Annotated in this window: 16 protein-coding genes; 11 read left to right on the forward strand and 5 right to left on the reverse strand. The window is 63.8% G+C overall.

Translation table 11 applies throughout. From position 1 onward, the window contains the following. Positions 1 to 189: DUF885 family protein (locus tag HY26_RS17985; protein ID WP_146740274.1), on the forward strand; the 189-nt coding region annotated here is incomplete at its 5' end. Between the two features lie 97 nt (positions 190 to 286). After that, complete coding sequence (locus tag HY26_RS17990) at positions 287 to 1,471, forward strand: acyl-CoA dehydrogenase family protein (protein ID WP_112074273.1); 1,185 nt, start codon at positions 287 to 289, stop codon at positions 1,469 to 1,471. Between the two features lie 5 nt (positions 1,472 to 1,476). Here the strand turns inward: HY26_RS17990 and HY26_RS17995 are convergent, their stop codons facing one another. Beyond that, on the reverse strand, positions 1,477 to 1,707 hold the full coding sequence (locus tag HY26_RS17995; RefSeq protein WP_112074274.1) for a DUF1674 domain-containing protein: 231 nt from the start codon (positions 1,705 to 1,707) through the stop codon (positions 1,477 to 1,479). Between the two features lie 102 nt (positions 1,708 to 1,809). Here HY26_RS17995 and htpX point away from each other — a divergent pair, with 102 nt between their 5' ends. From htpX to HY26_RS18035, 8 genes are all read left to right on the forward strand, one after another. Next, a complete protein-coding gene (gene htpX / locus HY26_RS18000) occupies positions 1,810 to 2,709 on the forward strand; it encodes a zinc metalloprotease HtpX (protein WP_034761210.1) in 900 nt (299 codons plus the stop codon). A gap of 18 nt (positions 2,710 to 2,727) precedes the next feature. Beyond that, entirely contained in the window at positions 2,728 to 4,071 is a 1,344-nt protein-coding gene (locus HY26_RS18005) for an RsmB/NOP family class I SAM-dependent RNA methyltransferase (RefSeq protein WP_112074275.1), read from the forward strand. Positions 4,072 to 4,162: 91 nt separating this feature from the next. Then, positions 4,163 to 4,660 (forward strand): glycine zipper 2TM domain-containing protein, encoded by a 498-nt coding sequence (locus tag HY26_RS18010; RefSeq protein WP_034761203.1) that lies wholly within the window; start codon positions 4,163 to 4,165, stop codon positions 4,658 to 4,660. Between the two features lie 79 nt (positions 4,661 to 4,739). Continuing rightward, positions 4,740 to 5,408, forward strand: coding sequence for a ribulose-phosphate 3-epimerase (gene rpe, locus HY26_RS18015; RefSeq protein WP_034761198.1), 669 nt, complete (start codon positions 4,740 to 4,742; stop codon positions 5,406 to 5,408). 18 nt (positions 5,409 to 5,426) lie between these two features. Next, positions 5,427 to 7,157 (forward strand): heparinase II/III family protein, encoded by a 1,731-nt coding sequence (locus HY26_RS18020; RefSeq protein WP_034761194.1) that lies wholly within the window; start codon positions 5,427 to 5,429, stop codon positions 7,155 to 7,157. Then, positions 7,154 to 9,046 carry a polysaccharide biosynthesis protein gene (locus HY26_RS18025; RefSeq protein WP_112074276.1) on the forward strand — a complete coding sequence of 631 codons (1,893 nt, stop codon included), beginning with the start codon at positions 7,154 to 7,156 and terminating at the stop codon, positions 9,044 to 9,046. Before HY26_RS18020 ends, HY26_RS18025 begins: the two co-directional genes overlap by 4 nt. A 60-nt stretch (positions 9,047 to 9,106) precedes the next feature. Beyond that, positions 9,107 to 10,708 carry a bifunctional phosphoribosylaminoimidazolecarboxamide formyltransferase/IMP cyclohydrolase gene (gene purH / locus HY26_RS18030; RefSeq protein WP_112074277.1) on the forward strand — a complete coding sequence of 534 codons (1,602 nt, stop codon included), beginning with the start codon at positions 9,107 to 9,109 and terminating at the stop codon, positions 10,706 to 10,708. A gap of 10 nt (positions 10,709 to 10,718) precedes the next feature. Next, a complete protein-coding gene (locus tag HY26_RS18035) occupies positions 10,719 to 11,294 on the forward strand; it encodes a hypothetical protein (protein WP_034761186.1) in 576 nt (191 codons plus the stop codon). Between the two features lie 6 nt (positions 11,295 to 11,300). Here the strand turns inward: HY26_RS18035 and HY26_RS18040 are convergent, their stop codons facing one another. The 4 genes from HY26_RS18040 to HY26_RS18055 all read right to left on the reverse strand — a co-directional run bounded on the left by HY26_RS18040 (position 11,301) and on the right by HY26_RS18055 (position 15,023). Further along, complete coding sequence (locus tag HY26_RS18040) at positions 11,301 to 12,119, reverse strand: PhzF family phenazine biosynthesis protein (RefSeq protein WP_112074278.1); 819 nt, start codon at positions 12,117 to 12,119, stop codon at positions 11,301 to 11,303. An 85-nt stretch (positions 12,120 to 12,204) separates the two neighbouring features. Further along, positions 12,205 to 13,023 carry a bifunctional hydroxymethylpyrimidine kinase/phosphomethylpyrimidine kinase gene (thiD, locus tag HY26_RS18045; RefSeq protein ID WP_112074279.1) on the reverse strand — a complete coding sequence of 273 codons (819 nt, stop codon included), beginning with the start codon at positions 13,021 to 13,023 and terminating at the stop codon, positions 12,205 to 12,207. A gap of 5 nt (positions 13,024 to 13,028) precedes the next feature. Further along, positions 13,029 to 13,679 (reverse strand): fructose-6-phosphate aldolase, encoded by a 651-nt coding sequence (gene fsa / locus HY26_RS18050; RefSeq protein ID WP_034761176.1) that lies wholly within the window; start codon positions 13,677 to 13,679, stop codon positions 13,029 to 13,031. A gap of 33 nt (positions 13,680 to 13,712) precedes the next feature. Next, the gene (locus HY26_RS18055; RefSeq protein WP_112074280.1) at positions 13,713 to 15,023 is read right to left on the reverse strand and encodes a UDP-glucose/GDP-mannose dehydrogenase family protein; all 1,311 of its coding nucleotides are present in this window, start codon (positions 15,021 to 15,023) and stop codon (positions 13,713 to 13,715) included. 170 nt (positions 15,024 to 15,193) lie between these two features. Between HY26_RS18055 and HY26_RS18060 the strand changes: the two genes are divergently transcribed. Then, complete coding sequence (locus HY26_RS18060) at positions 15,194 to 15,832, forward strand: glutathione S-transferase family protein (protein ID WP_112074281.1); 639 nt, start codon at positions 15,194 to 15,196, stop codon at positions 15,830 to 15,832.

Genomic DNA, 15,832 nt, shown 5'->3' on the forward strand with positions numbered 1-15,832 from the left:
GGCCAGGCGACGGCCTACAAGATCGGCATGATCAAGATCCAGGACCTGCGCAAGCACGCCGAGGAAGAGCTGGGCGACAAGTTCGACATCCGCGCCTTCCACGACACCGTGCTCGGCGGCGGCGCCATGCCGCTGGAACTGCTGGAGCGCCGCGTCGACCAGTGGATCGAGGAAGTGAAGGCCGCTTAAGGCCAGCAAATATTCGCCAACAAGGCGACGTCGGGGCAGGGCTTGTCATGGGCAAGCCCTGCCCTACGCTTTTGGGGTGATCGCTACGGAGCCAAAGATGGACCTCGCCTTCAGCCCTGAGATCGAAGCCTTCCGCGCCAAGGTGCGGACCTGGTTCGAAACCGAATTCCCGGAAGACATCATCCGCAAATACAAGGCCGGCCTGCCCCTGACGACGGCGGAAGTGCGCCGCTCGGAAATGGCCCTCGGCAAGAAGGGCTGGCTCGCCACCGCCTGGCCGGAAGAATATGGCGGCCCCGGCTGGGGGATCGAGGAACAATACGTTTTCGACGAAGAGCTTGAACGCGCCGGTGTGCCGACGGTCACGCCCATGGGCGTCATCTATGTCGGCCCGGTGATCTACACGTTCGGCTCGGAGGAGCAGAAAGCGCGCTGGCTGCCCGGCATCCGAGACGGCTCCGTCGGCTGGGCGCAGGGCTATTCGGAGCGCGGCGCAGGCTCGGACCTCGCCTCCCTCCAGTTCAGCGCAACTCTGGAAAACGGCACCTATACACTAAACGGTCACAAGATCTGGACGTCCGCAGCCCAGCATGCCGACTGGATCTTCCTGCTGGCACGCACATCCCATGAAGAGAAGAAGCAGCAGGGTATCAGCTTCATCTGCTGCCCGATCAATGCGCCGGGCGTCACGGTGCGGCCGATCATCTCCATCGACGGGGCGCATGCGCTGAACGAAGTGTTCTTCGAGAATGTGAAAGTGCCGGAGGAGAACCGGATCGGCGAGGCCGGCAAGGGCTGGACCTATTCGCAATACCTGCTCGGCTTCGAGCGCACCTCCTATGCCCGTATCGGCGGCAAGCGCGCCATGCTGCGCCATATCCGCGACGTGGCCATGTCCACGCCGGATGGCGGCGGCGACCGCCTGATCGACGATGAAAGCTTTGCCCGCCGCCTGACCGAAGCGGAGATGGCGGTCGATGGGCTTGAGATGACGGTGTTCCGCGTCCTGTCGGCGGCCGCGCAGGGCGGCTCCCCGGGCGATGCGGCCTCGACGGTCAAGATCCTCGCCACGACGACCCACCAGCAGATCACCGAACTGATGGTGGATGCGGCGGGCGCCTATGCCCAGCCGCATTTCAGTTTCTGGGCCGGCCAGAACGAACCGGGCGGCTCGCCGGGGCGCGACATGGCGACCTATTTTGCGGGGCGTGCACAGTCGATCTATGGCGGCACGAACGAAATCCAGCGAACGATCATTGCACGGAAAGTGCTGGGGCTCTGAAGGGTTCAGAAATCGTAGGCGATGCCTTTGCGTTCCCAATCCCCATACCGGGTCGGCTCGATGCTTCTTGGCCCGCCATGCTCGTCTTCCGGCAGGGCGGCCGCATCGGCGGCCTCTTTGGCCTTGCGGGCATCGGCTTCTTCCAGCGCACGGCGCGCGGCCTCCGGCAGCGCCTTGCGGCGCTCGATTTCCGCGTCCGTCAGCGCAGGGATTACAGCTTTGTCATCGCTGGCCATGAAGACTCCTCTTTTCGTTAACGCTCGCCATATAGGTGTGGCGTCTGGGGAGTGCTAACGCACCGCGTACATACGCGGAGAACAGAGTGGAGTTAAGGCCCGATGGGCACGTTGAAAACTTTCATCCTTCTCGCGGCGATGACCGCGCTCTTCATGGGCGTCGGCTATCTCATCGGCGGCGTGCCCGGCATGGCCGTGGCTTTCGTCGTGGCCGCCGCGATGAATATTTTCTCCTATTGGAATTCCGACAAGATCGTCCTGACGATGCAGGGCGCAAAAGAGATCGACCCGAAGACCGCCTCCCCCATGTTGCGTACCTTCGCCAATGACGTTGCCATCATGGCGGACCGTGCCGGCCTGCCGCCGCCGCGCGTCTACATCATCGAAACGCCCCAGCCGAATGCCTTCGCCACTGGCCGTAACCCGCAACATGCGGCCGTCTGCGCCACGACAGGCCTTCTCGGCATGCTGAACCGCGACGAAGTGCGCGGCGTGATGGCGCACGAACTCGCCCACGTAAAACACCGCGACACGCTGACCATGACCGTCACCGCCACGATTGCCGGTGCCATCGGCATGCTGGCGAACTTCGCCCTCTTCTTCGGGCGCGAGCGCACGGGACTGATCGGCTCCATCGCGATCATGATCTTTGCGCCACTGGCTGCCGCTCTTGTGCAGATGGCGATCTCCCGCTCGCGCGAATACGAAGCCGACCGGATGGGCGCGGAAATCTGCGGCAACCCGCTCTGGCTCGCTTCTGCCCTCGCCAAGATCGAACGCGGCGCGCGCTCCACGATCAATGTCGCCGCCGAGCGCAACCCGGCCATGGCGCACATGTACATCGCGAACCCGCTGAACGGGCGCGGTGCGGACAATCTCTTCTCAACCCACCCGGCAACGGCTAACCGGATTGAAGCCCTGCGCCGTCTTGCGGCGGACATGGGCGTAACTGCGCCGCAGGCTTCTCCGGCCATGCGCCGCGAAGCGGGACCGTGGGGCTAAAGGGAAGACTGTGAACCAATGAGCGGCGCACTGGTGCGGCGGGCAGCCGCCGATCTCCTGTTCCTGACACTCGAGAAGCGCCGCACGCTGGACCAGGCCATGGACGAGTCCCCGCCCTTCAACGACCTTGACGGGCCGGACCGCGGCTTTGCCCGCGCCATCGCCTCCGCCGCCCTGCGCGAGCTTGGCCGGATCGACATGGCCCTCGCCCCCCTCCTCTCACGTCCGCTGCAGGCCGCGAGCCCGGCGATCCGAGCACTGCTCCGCGTCGGCGCGGTCCAGCTCTGGCGGATGGATGTGCCGGAACACGCCGCTGTCTCCGAAACCGTGGAAGCGGCAAAGGACTGGCCGGATGCCCGCTCAGGCGGCGCCTTCCTGAATGCCGTGCTGCGCCGGGCCGCCGCCGAGCGCCCGGATCTGGACGCCCTGCCGCTCACCGCGATCTGGCCGGACTGGCTGGCTGCGGCCTTCGAGGAAAGCGTCGGGGCCGATGGCGCTGCCGCGCTCGCCGCCGCCCAACTTGGTGAACCCGGCATTTACCTCACCGCGAAGACCAGCGCCGCCGCCGTCGCCGAAGTGACCGGCGGGGAGCTGCTGGGCAATGGCTCGGTCCGTGCGCCGGGCGGGCCGGTCGAGACCCTGGCGGAGTATGGTAGCGGAGACTGGTGGGTGCAGGACCCGGCCGCCGCTCTCCCCGCAAAACTGCTCATGGCATGCCCATCGGATAGTCCGCCCAAGTCCGGCATGATCATGGACAAGTCCGATATGGTCATGGGCAAGTCGTCCGAAGTCACGGCGATTGACCTCTGCGCGGCCCCCGGCGGCAAGACGCTGCAACTCTGCGCGGCGGGCCTGAACGTCGTCGCGGTCGACCGGTCGAAACCGCGTCTGAAACGGCTCGAAGAGAACCTCGCCCGTACCGGGCTTTCTGCTGAAATTATTGCAGCAGACGCCGAAACCTGGCGCCCGGAGACGCCTGCCGACCTGCTGCTGCTGGACGCGCCGTGTTCCGCCCTCGGCACGCTGCGCCGCCACCCGGAAGGCGCCTGGATCAAGCGCCCGGACGACATCGCCCGCTTCCCGGATGTGCAGTACCGGCTACTGAAAGCAGCCACAGAGATGGTCCGCCCCGGCGGCACGATCCTCTACTGCGTCTGCACCCCGCTGAAGGCCGAAGGCGCCGATGTCGTGGACCGCGCCATCGCCGACGGCTTCGTCACCCGCCTGCCCGTGAAACCGGAAGAAGCGCCGGGATTCGAGACCTGCATTACCGAGAAAGGCGATCTCGTCACCCTCCCGGCGACGAATTCCGAACATGACGCATTCTTCATGTCACGGCTCACCCCGGCAACGCTAAGGTAAGCTAACGCCCTGAAATTGCCGCTGAAGGTTCATCTGCCATTCAGCGAATACATGCCAGAAAGTCCCCATACATTGTGCAGGGAGCACTAAAATGACCGTTGTTTCTTCCATCCGCACCTCGACCGGCAAGCTGGCCGCCGGTGCCTTCCTGGCGCTCAGCCTGTCTCTGGCAGGCTGCGCCTCGACATCCGGCGTTGGTACGGCCAGCCCGGGCGCTGTCGGCCAGGCGTCCACCGTCTATCACGGCACCGTCACCTCGGTCCGCGAAGTGACTATCAAGCGTGACAGCTCGATCATCGGCACAGCCACCGGCGCCGTGCTTGGCGGCCTTGCAGGTTCTGAGCTTGGCGGTGGCGACAAGGCCCAGACGGCTGGCGCCATTGGCGGCGCAGTCCTCGGCGGCATCGTCGGCAACGAAGCCGGCAAGGCTGTCGGCACGTCGAAAGCCTTCGCTTACATCGTCCGCTTCTCCAGCGGCGAGAGCAAGGAAATCATCCAGGGCGCAGACGTCTACATCGCCCCCGGCACGCCGGTTGATATCATCGCCGGTGCCGACGGCTGGAAGCTGATCCCGGCGGCGGCGTACTAAGCGCAACCCGTTCAATCGGAAGCAGATGCGGAACGCCGGGCGCCTTGTGTGCCCGGCGTTTCCCATTTAGGGAGTCTCTATGCGCGACGTACTGATTTCACCTTCGATTCTTTCCGCAGACTTTGCCTGTCTCGGTGAGGAAATCCGGGCCATCGACCATGCTGGCGCCGACATGATCCACATCGATGTCATGGACGGCCATTTCGTGCCGAACCTGACCTTCGGCCCGCCCGTGATAGAGAAGCTCCGTCCGCATACGAAGAAGCCGTTCGATGTGCACCTGATGATCGCACCGGTGGATCCATTCATCCACGCCTTTGCCAAGGCGGGCGCCAACATCCTGACCGTGCATCCGGAGGCAGGCCCGCACCTGCACCGGACGCTGCAGGCGATCCGCGCCACGGGCATGAAGCCGGGCGTCGCGCTCAACCCGGCCACGCCGGCCAGCATTATTGAGCCGGTCATCGACGATATCGACCTTGTGCTGGTCATGTCGGTAAACCCCGGCTTTGGCGGGCAGGCCTTCATCGAAAGCCAGCTGCGCAAGGTCGAGCAGCTGCGCCGGATGATCGACCAGACCGGGCGCGATATCATTCTCGAAATCGACGGCGGCCTGAACGCCGAAACCTCTCCCCGCGCGATCGCCGCCGGAGTCACGGCCATCGTTGCCGGGTCTGCCGTGTTCAAGGGCGGCCCAACGGCCTATGCCGATAATATCCGAGCCCTGAGACCCAGCGTGCACGCTTAACAGGATTGGACGCGTCCCGTGTCAGGTGGAGACAGCCAATACGCTGCTGAACGGGCCCCGCGATCGGGAGCGGACGATGCTGCGCTCTGGCGGCGCTTCCGGGGCGTTGGCGGGGAGGATGCCAAGATCGGCGCCGTCCAGCGCCTGAAACAGACCGGCCCCGTCCCGCAGGGCTTCACGCTTCACCTGGCCGATATCGTCCCGCCCGACACGCTGCGCGGCGAAGCGCTGATGCGCGATGTATGGCGAATCGGCATGTCGCGCATGACGCTAGAACCGGGACAAAGCCCATGGTCGGTACCCATGCCATCCAAACATGTCGCCGACAGGCTGCACCGGTTTGCCTGGCTGCCGGACCTTTTCTCGCAGGGCGAAGAAGGCGCGGTCCGGGCGCGGGCGCATGTCGATTCCTGGATCGAGATGTTTGGCGGGTTCAACGGCTTTGCCTGGCGTATCGATCCGACGGCTGCGCGCCTCTGGCACTGGCTGCGCTGTGGTGAAGACCTGTTCGAGGAAGGCCCGGAACCGGCCCGTCAGGCGCGCCTTGCCTGCCTGCTGCACCAGCTGCGCTACCTTGAGAGCCAATCCGATGCTGCCGTCGACCCGAAGGCCCGCTGGATGGCCGCAATCGTACTGGTCGCCGGGGCGCTGTGTTTCAACAACCGGCCGGCCCTGGGCCTTGCCCTCGATCGGCTGGATGCGGAATGCACCGCGCAGATCCTGCCAGATGGCGGGCATGTCAGCCGGGCCCCCTCGCGCCTCCTGTTCTGCCTGTTGCAATTGCAGGCCCTGGAGGAATTGCTGAACCGGGCCGGGGTCGAGCCGCCCGACTATTTCGCTAAATGGATCCCGCGGATGGGCGCCATGCTGGCCTTCTTCCAGACCGGTGACGGCGCACTGAACCCGTTCAATGACGGCGATGAGTCCCGCCCGGAAGTGGTCGAAGCGGCGCTCGCCCGCCTGCCCGCGCCGCCGCGGCGTTTCACCTTCGCCCCGAAATCCGGCTTTCAGAAGCTCGAGAAACAAGGGCTGCGCCTTGTGCTTGATTGCGGTGAGGCACCGGGCCTGCCGTTCGGCGACCAGGCCCATGCCGGGGCACTGGGGTTTGAGCTGTCAGATAGCAATTCCCGCATCGTGACTTCCTGCGGGTTCAGCGCCGAGGTGAACATCGACTGGCAGGCCGCTGTGCGCCGCACCAGCGCGCACTCGACGCTCATTCTGTCCGGCCGGGATTCTGCAACATTTTCGCTGAACGAGGCGACGCGCCTCCTGTCAGCCAGCGGGCCGGATGGCATTTCGGCCAAACGGCTCGAAGAGGCGGATGAAATCTGGCTGGATGCCCAGCACGGCGGCTACAAGCCGGCCCACGGCCTGCTGCACCGGCGGCGCTTGTTCATGGCGGGTAACGGACGGCGCCTTGCGGGTGAGGATTCGCTGGTACGGCCGATTTCCCAGGCCCCGGCGGAAGACCGGAAATTCATAAATTTCGAAATTCGCTTCCATCTGCACCCAACCGTGGAGGCGGTGATGGGAAAAGATGCGATTCGCTTAATATGCGAAAATGGGGCTGTATGGCGCTTCAAAACGAGTCATGAAGGGGCAAGACTCGAACGGACGGCCTATCTCGCCCGAGGCGTAGTTGAACGCCCCGAGCAAATTGTGATCGCTGGCTTTGCGGATCCGAATAGCGACGGAACCGAACCGCCAAACTGCGTCCGCTGGGCCTTTGTGAAGGAACCGAGTGCATGACGCCTCAACGTGCCGCACGCAGAGCCATGTACCTGACCCTGGGGTTCGACCTCAGCGCGGCCGCTGCGGCCATGATCCTGTCCAATGTGCTGTTCTGGTGGACCGGGGAACCGCGCGGGGAATTCCCGGTCAGCTCCACCCTGCTCAGCACCGTCTGTTTCACAGCCGCCGTCGCTGCCGGTTTCCTCGTACTGCGCATCCAAACACAAGTGTGGCGGCATATCGGTTGGCCGGATGCCGTTCGGATCATGCAGGCCATCGCGCTGTCGGGCCTGATCTACCTGCCGATAGCCGGCCTGCTCAACGGCGCGCTGTCCCAGCCCTGGGGCATCCTGCTCACCGCCCTGCTGATCTGGACGATTGGCCTGTTCACCGGGCGAATGGTTGCGCTCTCCCGCTCGACCCGCAAACCGCTGCAGATTTTCAGCCCCGTCGCGAGGGATGCCCGGCAGATCCTGCTGATCGGCGACGTGCCAAGCTGTATCGGCGTGATCCGGCGCCTGCAGACACCGACGGAGACCCAGAACTTCCGGCTGCTGGGCCTGATCGATACGGACGGCAATGATCCCGGCCGGGCCATTCGCGGTGTGCCGATCATGGGCGGCCTGGATGAATTGTCGAACGTGCTCGATGTCCTGTCGGTCCGTTACGGGCATACGCCCTGGGTCGCCGTCACGGGCGCAGCCCGTGACCGCAAGACCATGATGCAGATCCTGGAAACGACCTCTGCGCACGGCACGCAGATCATGGCGCTTTCCGGGGAAGAAACCGCCCAGCTCCTGGAGAAGGTGCGCCCGGCGGACCTTCTGGCCCGGCCTGAGCGTCGCCTGAGCATCGCCCCGGTCCGCAACAGGATCGAAGGGTCGCGCGTCCTGATCACTGGCGGCGGCGGCACGATCGGGTCCGAACTTGCCCGCCAGGTCGCAGGCCTGAAACCCAGCCAGCTGACCATCATCGATTCCTGCGAATTCAATCTCTACAGCATCGACATGGAACTGACGAAACAGTTCCCAGACATGGCGATCTGTTCGCGTCTCGGTGATGTGCGTGACGCCCAGCGCGTACGCGACATCTTCCAGACGGCCCAGCCCGAAGTCGTGATCCACGCCGCCGCGCTGAAACATGTGCCATTGATGGAACGCAATGTCTGCGAAGCCATCCTGACCAATGTCGAAGGGGCCGTGAACTGTGCCCGGGCCGCTGCAGCCGTCGGCGCAAGCAGCTTCGTCTTCATCTCGACCGACAAGGCCGTGGACCCGGACAATGTCATGGGCGCCACCAAGCGCCTCGCCGAGATCGCCATTTCCCGCATCGCCGAGGAATCCGGCATGGCGGCCGCCATGGTCCGGTTCGGCAATGTGCTTGGCTCGTCGGGATCCGTGGTGCCGCTGTTCGAAAAGCAGATCGCGGATGGCGGTCCGGTCACCATCACAGATATGGGCGTGACCCGCTATTTCATGACGGTGGAGGAAGCCTCTTCCCTCGTCCTGCAGGCCGGTGTCCTGCAGCATACGGGCGGGCATTCGGACATTTACGTCCTCGACATGGGCGAGCCGATGCCCATCCTGCAGCTGGCCGAAACGCTGATCCGCCTGAAGGGCCTGATTCCCGGCGTTGATATTGAAATCACCCAGACCGGCCTGCGGGCAGGCGAAAAGATGCATGAAGCGCTGACCTACGAGCACGAGACCGTGGTCCGCACCGATGTCGATGGCGTCCTGCGCGTTGTCAGCCGGACGCCCACATCGGAACTGTTTGACAAGCAGCTTTCCGTCCTCATTGAGGCTGCCAGCCGCCGTGAACGATCTGAAGCGCTGCGCATGCTGGGCATGATGGTACCGGAGTATGGCGTGGAAAGGGCTGCAAAAGCCTTCAAGGACATTGCTTGACGCCCTGCCCTGCCGTGCTACCCCGCGCGACAACAAATTGTCCTTCCTGGAGAACCTCTCATGTCCGACGCCGCCAGCGGAGCTCCCGTCCGTATTCGCCGTGCCCTCCTGTCCGTTTCCGACAAGACCGGCCTTGTGGAGCAGGCGAAGAAGCTCGCTGAAAAAGGCGTTGAACTTGTCTCCACCGGAGGCACGTCGAAACTGCTCAAGGAAGCGGGGCTCGACGTGAAAGACGTCGCGGACCTGACCGGCTTCCCGGAAATGATGGATGGCCGCGTGAAGACGCTGCACCCGGCCGTGCATGGCGGCCTGCTCTACCTGCGCGACAACCCCTCCCACGTGAAGGACGCCGAGACCCACGGCATCGGCGCGATCGACCTGATCTACGTGAATCTCTACCCGTTCGAGGCGACGGTCGCTTCCGGCGCGGACTTCGAAACCTGCATTGAGAACATCGACATCGGCGGCCCGGCCATGCTGCGCGCGGCGGCCAAGAATGGCGCCTTCGTCGCGGTCTGTACCGATGGCGGCGATGTCGACAAGGTGCTGGAAGAAATGGACGCGAATGATGGTGAAGTCAGCGTTGCGCTCTGCCGCAAGCTCGCCGCGAAGACCTATGCCCGCACCGCCGCCTATGACGCGGCCATCTCGAGCTGGTATGCGGACCAGCTGGGCGAGACAGCGCCGGACTGGGCCGCCATCGGTGGCAAGCTGCAGCAATCACTGCGCTATGGCGAGAATCCACATCAGAAAGCCGCGTTCTATGTCACCGGCGAGAAGCGCCCCGGCATTGCCACGGCGAAACAGCTGCAAGGCAAGGAACTCTCCTACAACAACATCAACGACACCGACGCCGCCTATGAGCTGATCGGTGAGCTCGGCGCAGACGTCCCCGCGGTCGCCATCATCAAGCACGCCAACCCGTGCGGCGTCGCGCAAGGGTCCAGCATCATCGAAGCCTACCGCGCGGCGCTCGCCTGCGACTCGACCTCTGCCTTTGGCGGGATCGTGGCGCTGAACCGCGCGCTGGACGAAGAGACGGCAAAAGAGATCTCCCAGATCTTCACTGAAGTCGTCATCGCCCCCGGCGCCGATGCGGCAGCAGAAGCCGTCTTCGCCAAGAAGAAAAATCTCCGCCTCCTGATCACCGACGGTCTGCCCGACCCCGCCGCTGCCGGCCGGTTTGTGAAGACCGTCGCAGGCGGATTCCTGATGCAGGACCGCGACTTCGGGCGCATCACGAAGGCAGACTTGAAAGTCGTCACCAAGATCGCCCCGACCGACCAGCAGCTGGACGACCTGCTCTTCGCCTGGCGCGTCGCGAAGCACGTGAAATCCAACACCATCGTCTATGCCAAAGACGGCGCGACGGTCGGTGTCGGCGCTGGCCAGATGAGCCGCATCGATTCTGCCCGCATTGCGGCCCGCAAGGCCGAGGACGCCGCCGAAGTCGCCGGCTGGGCCGAGCCGAAGACCAAGGGCTGCGTCGCAGCCTCCGACGCCTTCTTCCCCTTCCCGGATGGCCTGCTGCAGGCAGCCTCCGCTGGCGCCAGCGCCGTGATCCAGCCGGGCGGCTCGATCCGTGACGACGAAGTGATCGCCGCAGCCGACGAAGCCGGCCTCGCCATGGTCTTCACCGGCATGCGCCACTTCCGCCACTAGGCCAGACTCGATGCGTGCCCGTCTTCTCGCCGCCGCGCTGCTACTGGTGACCGCCTGCAGCCAGCCGACCCTTCAGGAGTCGGAGTTCATGCAGCGCCTGTCCGCCCTCTGCGGCAGGGCGTTCGAAGGCAAGATCGTCAGCGATGATCTGCAGGACGATCCCTGGCGCGCGCAGCGCATTGTCATGCATGTCCGCTCCTGCACGAAGGACGAGATCCGTATTCCGCTGCATGTCGGCGAAGACCGTTCCCGCGTCTGGGTGATCCACCGCGAAGGCGACCGCCTCGCCCTGCATCACGAGCATCGCCACGAAGACGGCAGCTTCGATACGCTGACCGGCTATGGCGGTGCGCGCGACGACCGCTTCAGCGGCAGCCGCCTGAACTTCCCGGCGGACGAGGCGACGAAAGTCCTGTTCGACGCGTCCGGCATTCCGCAGTCGAAAGACAACGTCTGGGCCGTGGAAGTGCGCCCCTCGCACAGCCTGTTCGCCTACGAACTGGAACGCCCCGGCCGATTCTTCCGCATCGAATTCGACACGGCCCACCCGGTGGAGGCTCCGCCCGCCCCCTGGGGCGCGGAGTAACCGCGTCTAGAGCGTGAAGCTGCCTTCGATCACGGTCACCGACGTGCCGATGAGTTTTACGCGGTGACCGCTCAGTTTGGTATCGATGAAGGCGCCGCGGCTCGGATAGGCCTGATGGCATTTGAGCTCGGTCTTCCCGGTATGCTCGTGCATCACGCGGGCGAGCATTGTGTGCCAGCTGCCGGTGGCCGGGTCTTCATCGATCCCGCTGCCCGGCGCGAAGAAACGGCTGGTAACGTCCACACCATCGCCACCTGTCGCGAAACAACCAAAATTACCGCGGTCCCAGCCTTCCCCCGGCACGCCAAGGTCTTTCAGGGCTTTCTGGTCTGGCTTGAGGGCTTTGACATCGTCCGGCGTTTCGAACCGCGCCGCATAGAATATGCCGCCCCATGCCTGCACTGGACGGGCGCCAAGCGCGTCGGCAACATCATCTGTCACCGGAATTTCCTGCACCGGACCGCACGGGAAATCCATTTCCAGCTGGCCGTCCGCCAGCCGGCGCACGACCAGGCGGCCGGCATGGACTGTCTCGAAATGAATGGCTTCACCTTTGAAGCCCTGCTCTTCGAACAGGACATGCGCGCTCGCCAGCGTGGCATGACCACAGAGCGGCACTTCCACAGCCGGGGTGAACCAGCGTAGCGCCCAGGTGTTGCCGCCTTTGGGAACCAGATAGGCCGTCTCGGCGACGTTGTTCTCTGCCGCAATCGTCTGCAGCACGGCATCGGGAAGGAAGTCCTCAAGCGGCATCACGCACGCCTGGTTTCCCTCGAATGGCCGCGAGGCAAAGGCATCGACCTGATAGAAAGGCAATTTCGGCATGGGCGCCTCCTGTTTCGGGGCGCATCCTTTGCCACACTCTCAGAAGGCGGCAAATCGATCATTTCTGATCGATTGTTAAGGCCGGCTATTCCTCGTCGTCCAGCACCCAGCCATGATGGACCGGCCCGGCACCCTTGCCGAACCCCTTGGCAGTCCGGATGGCCCCCAGCAGGTATTCGCGTCCCTGCTCGACCGCTTCCGGAACGCTAGCGCCCTGCCCCAGCAGAGCGGCAATCGCGGACGCAAGCGTGCACCCGGTTCCATGCGTGGACGTCGTATCGATCCGCGGGCTTTCGAAGATCCATTCGCCGGTCGTCGTCTGCAACACATCGACAATCTTGCTACCCGGAATATGCCCGCCCTTGACCAGAGCCCCATTCGCGCCAAGCTCGAGCAGCTGTTCTGCAGCCCAGCGCTGGCCATCGACCGTCTCGACGGCCTTGCCGGTCAGCACTTCGGCTTCCGGCGCGTTCGGCGTGACCAACCGGGCATGGGGCACAAGTTCGGACCGGATGGCATCAACGCCCTTCGCTTCGACCAGCCGGTGGCCAGACGTGGCGATCATGACCGGGTCGATCACACGCGGCACCATCTGCGCATTTTCGGAAAGGCATTCGGCGACCGCTTCGACCAGCGCTGCACTGCCGAGCATGCCGGTCTTGATCGCGTCGGCACCAATGTCTTTCAGCGTGACGCGTATCTGGTCGGTCACGGCCTGAAGCGGCAAAGGCCATACGCCGTGCACGCCGGTTGTGTCCTGCACGGTAATCGCCGTCACCGCTGTCATGGCATAACCACCCAGCATGGTGACGGCCTTGATGTCGGCCTGAATGCCGGCCCCCCCGCCGGAATCGGATCCAGCGATAATGAGGACCCTGCCCTGCGGGCCTTGCGCCTCGGTCATGCGGGTCAGACCTTGATGCCAGCCTTTTCAGCGTCGGCGAGGAAGGCTGCGAGGCCTTTATCCGTCAGCGGATGAGCCGCCAGTGTCTTGATCACGTTCGGCGGCATGGTTGCGACGTCTGCCCCGGCAAGGGCCGACTCCTTCACATGGTTCGCGGTGCGGATCGAGGCTGCCAGGATCTCGGTGTCGAACAGGTAGTTGTCATAGATCTGGCGGATGTCGGAGATCAGTTCCATGCCGTCCAGATTGATGTCATCGAGGCGTCCGATGAAAGGCGAGATAAAGGTCGCGCCGGCCTTGGCAGCCAGCAAAGCCTGGTTGGCCGAGAAACACAGCGTGACGTTCACCATCGTGCCTTCGCCGGTCAATGTCTTGCAGGCTTTCAAGCCGTCCCAGGTGAGCGGAAGTTTCACGGCGACGTTTTCAGCAATCGCCGCCAGCTTGCGGCCTTCGGTGATCATGCCGTCATAGTCGGTGGCGACCACTTCGGCACTGACCGGGCCTTCGACCAGGTCGCAGATTTCCTTGATCACTTCAGTGAAAGGCCGTCCAGACTTGGCGACCAGCGACGGGTTCGTGGTGACACCGTCAATCAGACCTGTCGCGGCGAGCTCCGCGATATCGTCAATATTCGCGGTATCTACAAAGAATTTCATGTGTCCTGTCCTTGTGTGCAGCGACGGGGCAGATCAAACGGCCGGGCGGCCGATGGAGGTGTAAGCGAAGCCTTTCGCGGCCATGTCTTCCGGCGAATAGATGTTCCGCAAGTCTACCACGACATTGCTCTTCAGTGCAGCCTTGATGCGCTCAAGGTCAAGGGCCCGGAACTGGTCCCATTCGGTCACGATGACAAGTGCATCGGCATCCTGGGCCGCCTCATAGGCATTCTTCGCGAACTGGATATCCTTCAGCAGGTGGCTGGCTTCTTCCATCGCCTCGGGATCGTAGGCCTTGATCGTTGCGCCGGCCGCCTGAAGCGCCGGCAGGATATCGAGGCTCGGCGCGTCGCGCATGTCGTCGGTGTTTTGCTTGAAGGCGAGGCCAAGCACGCCAATCGTCTTCCCGTTGACATCGCCGCCCATGGCCGCAATCACCTTGCCAGCCATCGCTTTCTTACGGGCCGCATTCACCTCGACAACCGTGTCGACGATACGCACCGGGCTGTCATAGTCGTTGGCCGTCTTGGTCAGTGCCAGCGTGTCCTTCGGGAAGCAGGAACCGCCATAGCCCGGCCCGGCATTCAGGAATTTCCTGCCGATCCGGCCATCGAGGCCGATGCCACGGGACACTTCCTGCACGTTCGCTCCGACCTTCTCGCAAAGGTCTGCCATCTCGTTGATGAAGGTGATCTTCACTGCGAGGAAAGCGTTGGCCGCGTACTTGATCAGCTCGGAAGTCCGGCGGGCGGTGAACAGGATCGGCGTCTCGTTCAGGAACAGCGGACGGTAGAGTTCCTTCATCACCTCGCGGGCGCGCTCGTCCTCGGTGCCGACGACGACGCGGTCCGGAATCTTGAAATCCTTGATGGCAGCGCCTTCGCGCAGGAATTCCGGATTTGACACAACGGCGAAGTCGCCATCGGGGCGCGCCTTCCGGATGATTTCTTCCACCTCGTCGCCGGTGCCAACCGGCACGGTCGACTTGGTCACGACAACAGTGAAGCCGTCCATCAGCTGGGCGATTTCTTCTGCGGCGCCGTAAACATAGGAGAGGTCGGCATGGCCGTCGCCGCGGCGGGACGGCGTGCCGACGGCAATGAACACCGCATCGGCATCGCGAATGGCTTCCGCCGGGTCGGTCGTGAAGAACAGCCGCTCTTCCTGGACATTCTTCGCGACCAGATCATCGAGGCCTGGCTCGTAGATCGGCATGATGCCGGCTTCCAGCTTCTCGATCTTGGAAGCGTCCTTGTCGACACAGGTAACGGTATGGCCGAAGTCCGCAAAGCAGGCGCCGGAAACCAGCCCCACATAGCCTGTGCCAATCATTGCAACGCGCATGGGGAAACCCTCAATCCTGCCTGTTCAAACTGGCCGGAGGGGTGCGATTTTTGTGCCAACTGGTCAAGGGGTCATGACTGTACGTCAGGTAGTTTCAGTCAGAACGAATCCGCATTGACTGAGCTCCCTCGAGAGGGCAGGATCAAAACGTGAACAAATGGAAGGGGCGCATGATCAGTCTGAAACTGTATACCAACCCGATGTCCCGCGGCCGGATCGCCCGCTGGATGCTGGAGGAAGTCGGCGCACCCTATGACGTGGAATACCTCACCTATGGCGGCACGATGAAGGCGCCGGAATACCTTGCCATCAATCCGATGGGCAAGGTCCCCGCGATTGTTCATGGCGACCAGGTGGTGACTGAATGCGCCGCGATCTGCGCCTATCTGGCGGATGCCTTCCCGGAAGCCGGGCTTGCGCCGCCGGTGGACAAGCGCGGGGCCTATTACCGCTGGATGTTCTTCGCAGCGGGCCCCGTCGAATCCGCCGTGACCAACCGGGCGCTCGGCTTTACGGTCGCTGAAGACCGGAAGATAATGGCTGGCTATGGCGATTTCGACGCCATGTATGACGTGCTGGTGAAGGCCGCTTCTGACGCATCGCCTTATCTGTGCGGCGACCAGTTTACCGCAGCGGATGTATACCTCGGCGCCCAGATCGGCTGGGGACTGCAGTTCGGCTCCGTCCCGCCGCACGACGCGCTGGCGGAATACTGGAGCCGGCTCGAATCCCGTCCCGCCTGGAAGCGCGCCGAAGAAATCGACGATGCCGCAGGCGCCAAAATGGGCATGCCGCCCGCTGGCAGCTGA

The sequence above is a fragment of the Hyphomonas sp. GM-8P genome (assembly GCF_003263315.1).
Classification (GTDB): domain Bacteria; phylum Pseudomonadota; class Alphaproteobacteria; order Caulobacterales; family Hyphomonadaceae; genus Hyphomonas.

Coding starts and splice junctions, on each gene's coding strand:
- HY26_RS17995 (WP_112074274.1), bottom strand. CDS start 1,707: ATGGCCAGCGATGACAAAGCTGTAATCCCTGCGCTGACGGACGCGGAA.
- htpX (WP_034761210.1), top strand. CDS start 1,810: ATGGGCACGTTGAAAACTTTCATCCTTCTCGCGGCGATGACCGCGCTC.
- HY26_RS18055 (WP_112074280.1), bottom strand. CDS start 15,023: ATGCGCGTTGCAATGATTGGCACAGGCTATGTGGGGCTGGTTTCCGGC.
- HY26_RS18010 (WP_034761203.1), top strand. CDS start 4,163: ATGACCGTTGTTTCTTCCATCCGCACCTCGACCGGCAAGCTGGCCGCC.
- HY26_RS18025 (WP_112074276.1), top strand. CDS start 7,154: ATGACGCCTCAACGTGCCGCACGCAGAGCCATGTACCTGACCCTGGGG.
- HY26_RS18040 (WP_112074278.1), bottom strand. CDS start 12,119: ATGCCGAAATTGCCTTTCTATCAGGTCGATGCCTTTGCCTCGCGGCCA.
- HY26_RS18060 (WP_112074281.1), top strand. CDS start 15,194: ATGATCAGTCTGAAACTGTATACCAACCCGATGTCCCGCGGCCGGATC.
- thiD (WP_112074279.1), bottom strand. CDS start 13,023: ATGACCGAGGCGCAAGGCCCGCAGGGCAGGGTCCTCATTATCGCTGGA.
- rpe (WP_034761198.1), top strand. CDS start 4,740: ATGCGCGACGTACTGATTTCACCTTCGATTCTTTCCGCAGACTTTGCC.
- purH (WP_112074277.1), top strand. CDS start 9,107: ATGTCCGACGCCGCCAGCGGAGCTCCCGTCCGTATTCGCCGTGCCCTC.
- fsa (WP_034761176.1), bottom strand. CDS start 13,679: ATGAAATTCTTTGTAGATACCGCGAATATTGACGATATCGCGGAGCTC.
- HY26_RS18005 (WP_112074275.1), top strand. CDS start 2,728: ATGAGCGGCGCACTGGTGCGGCGGGCAGCCGCCGATCTCCTGTTCCTG.
- HY26_RS17990 (WP_112074273.1), top strand. CDS start 287: ATGGACCTCGCCTTCAGCCCTGAGATCGAAGCCTTCCGCGCCAAGGTG.
- HY26_RS18035 (WP_034761186.1), top strand. CDS start 10,719: ATGCGTGCCCGTCTTCTCGCCGCCGCGCTGCTACTGGTGACCGCCTGC.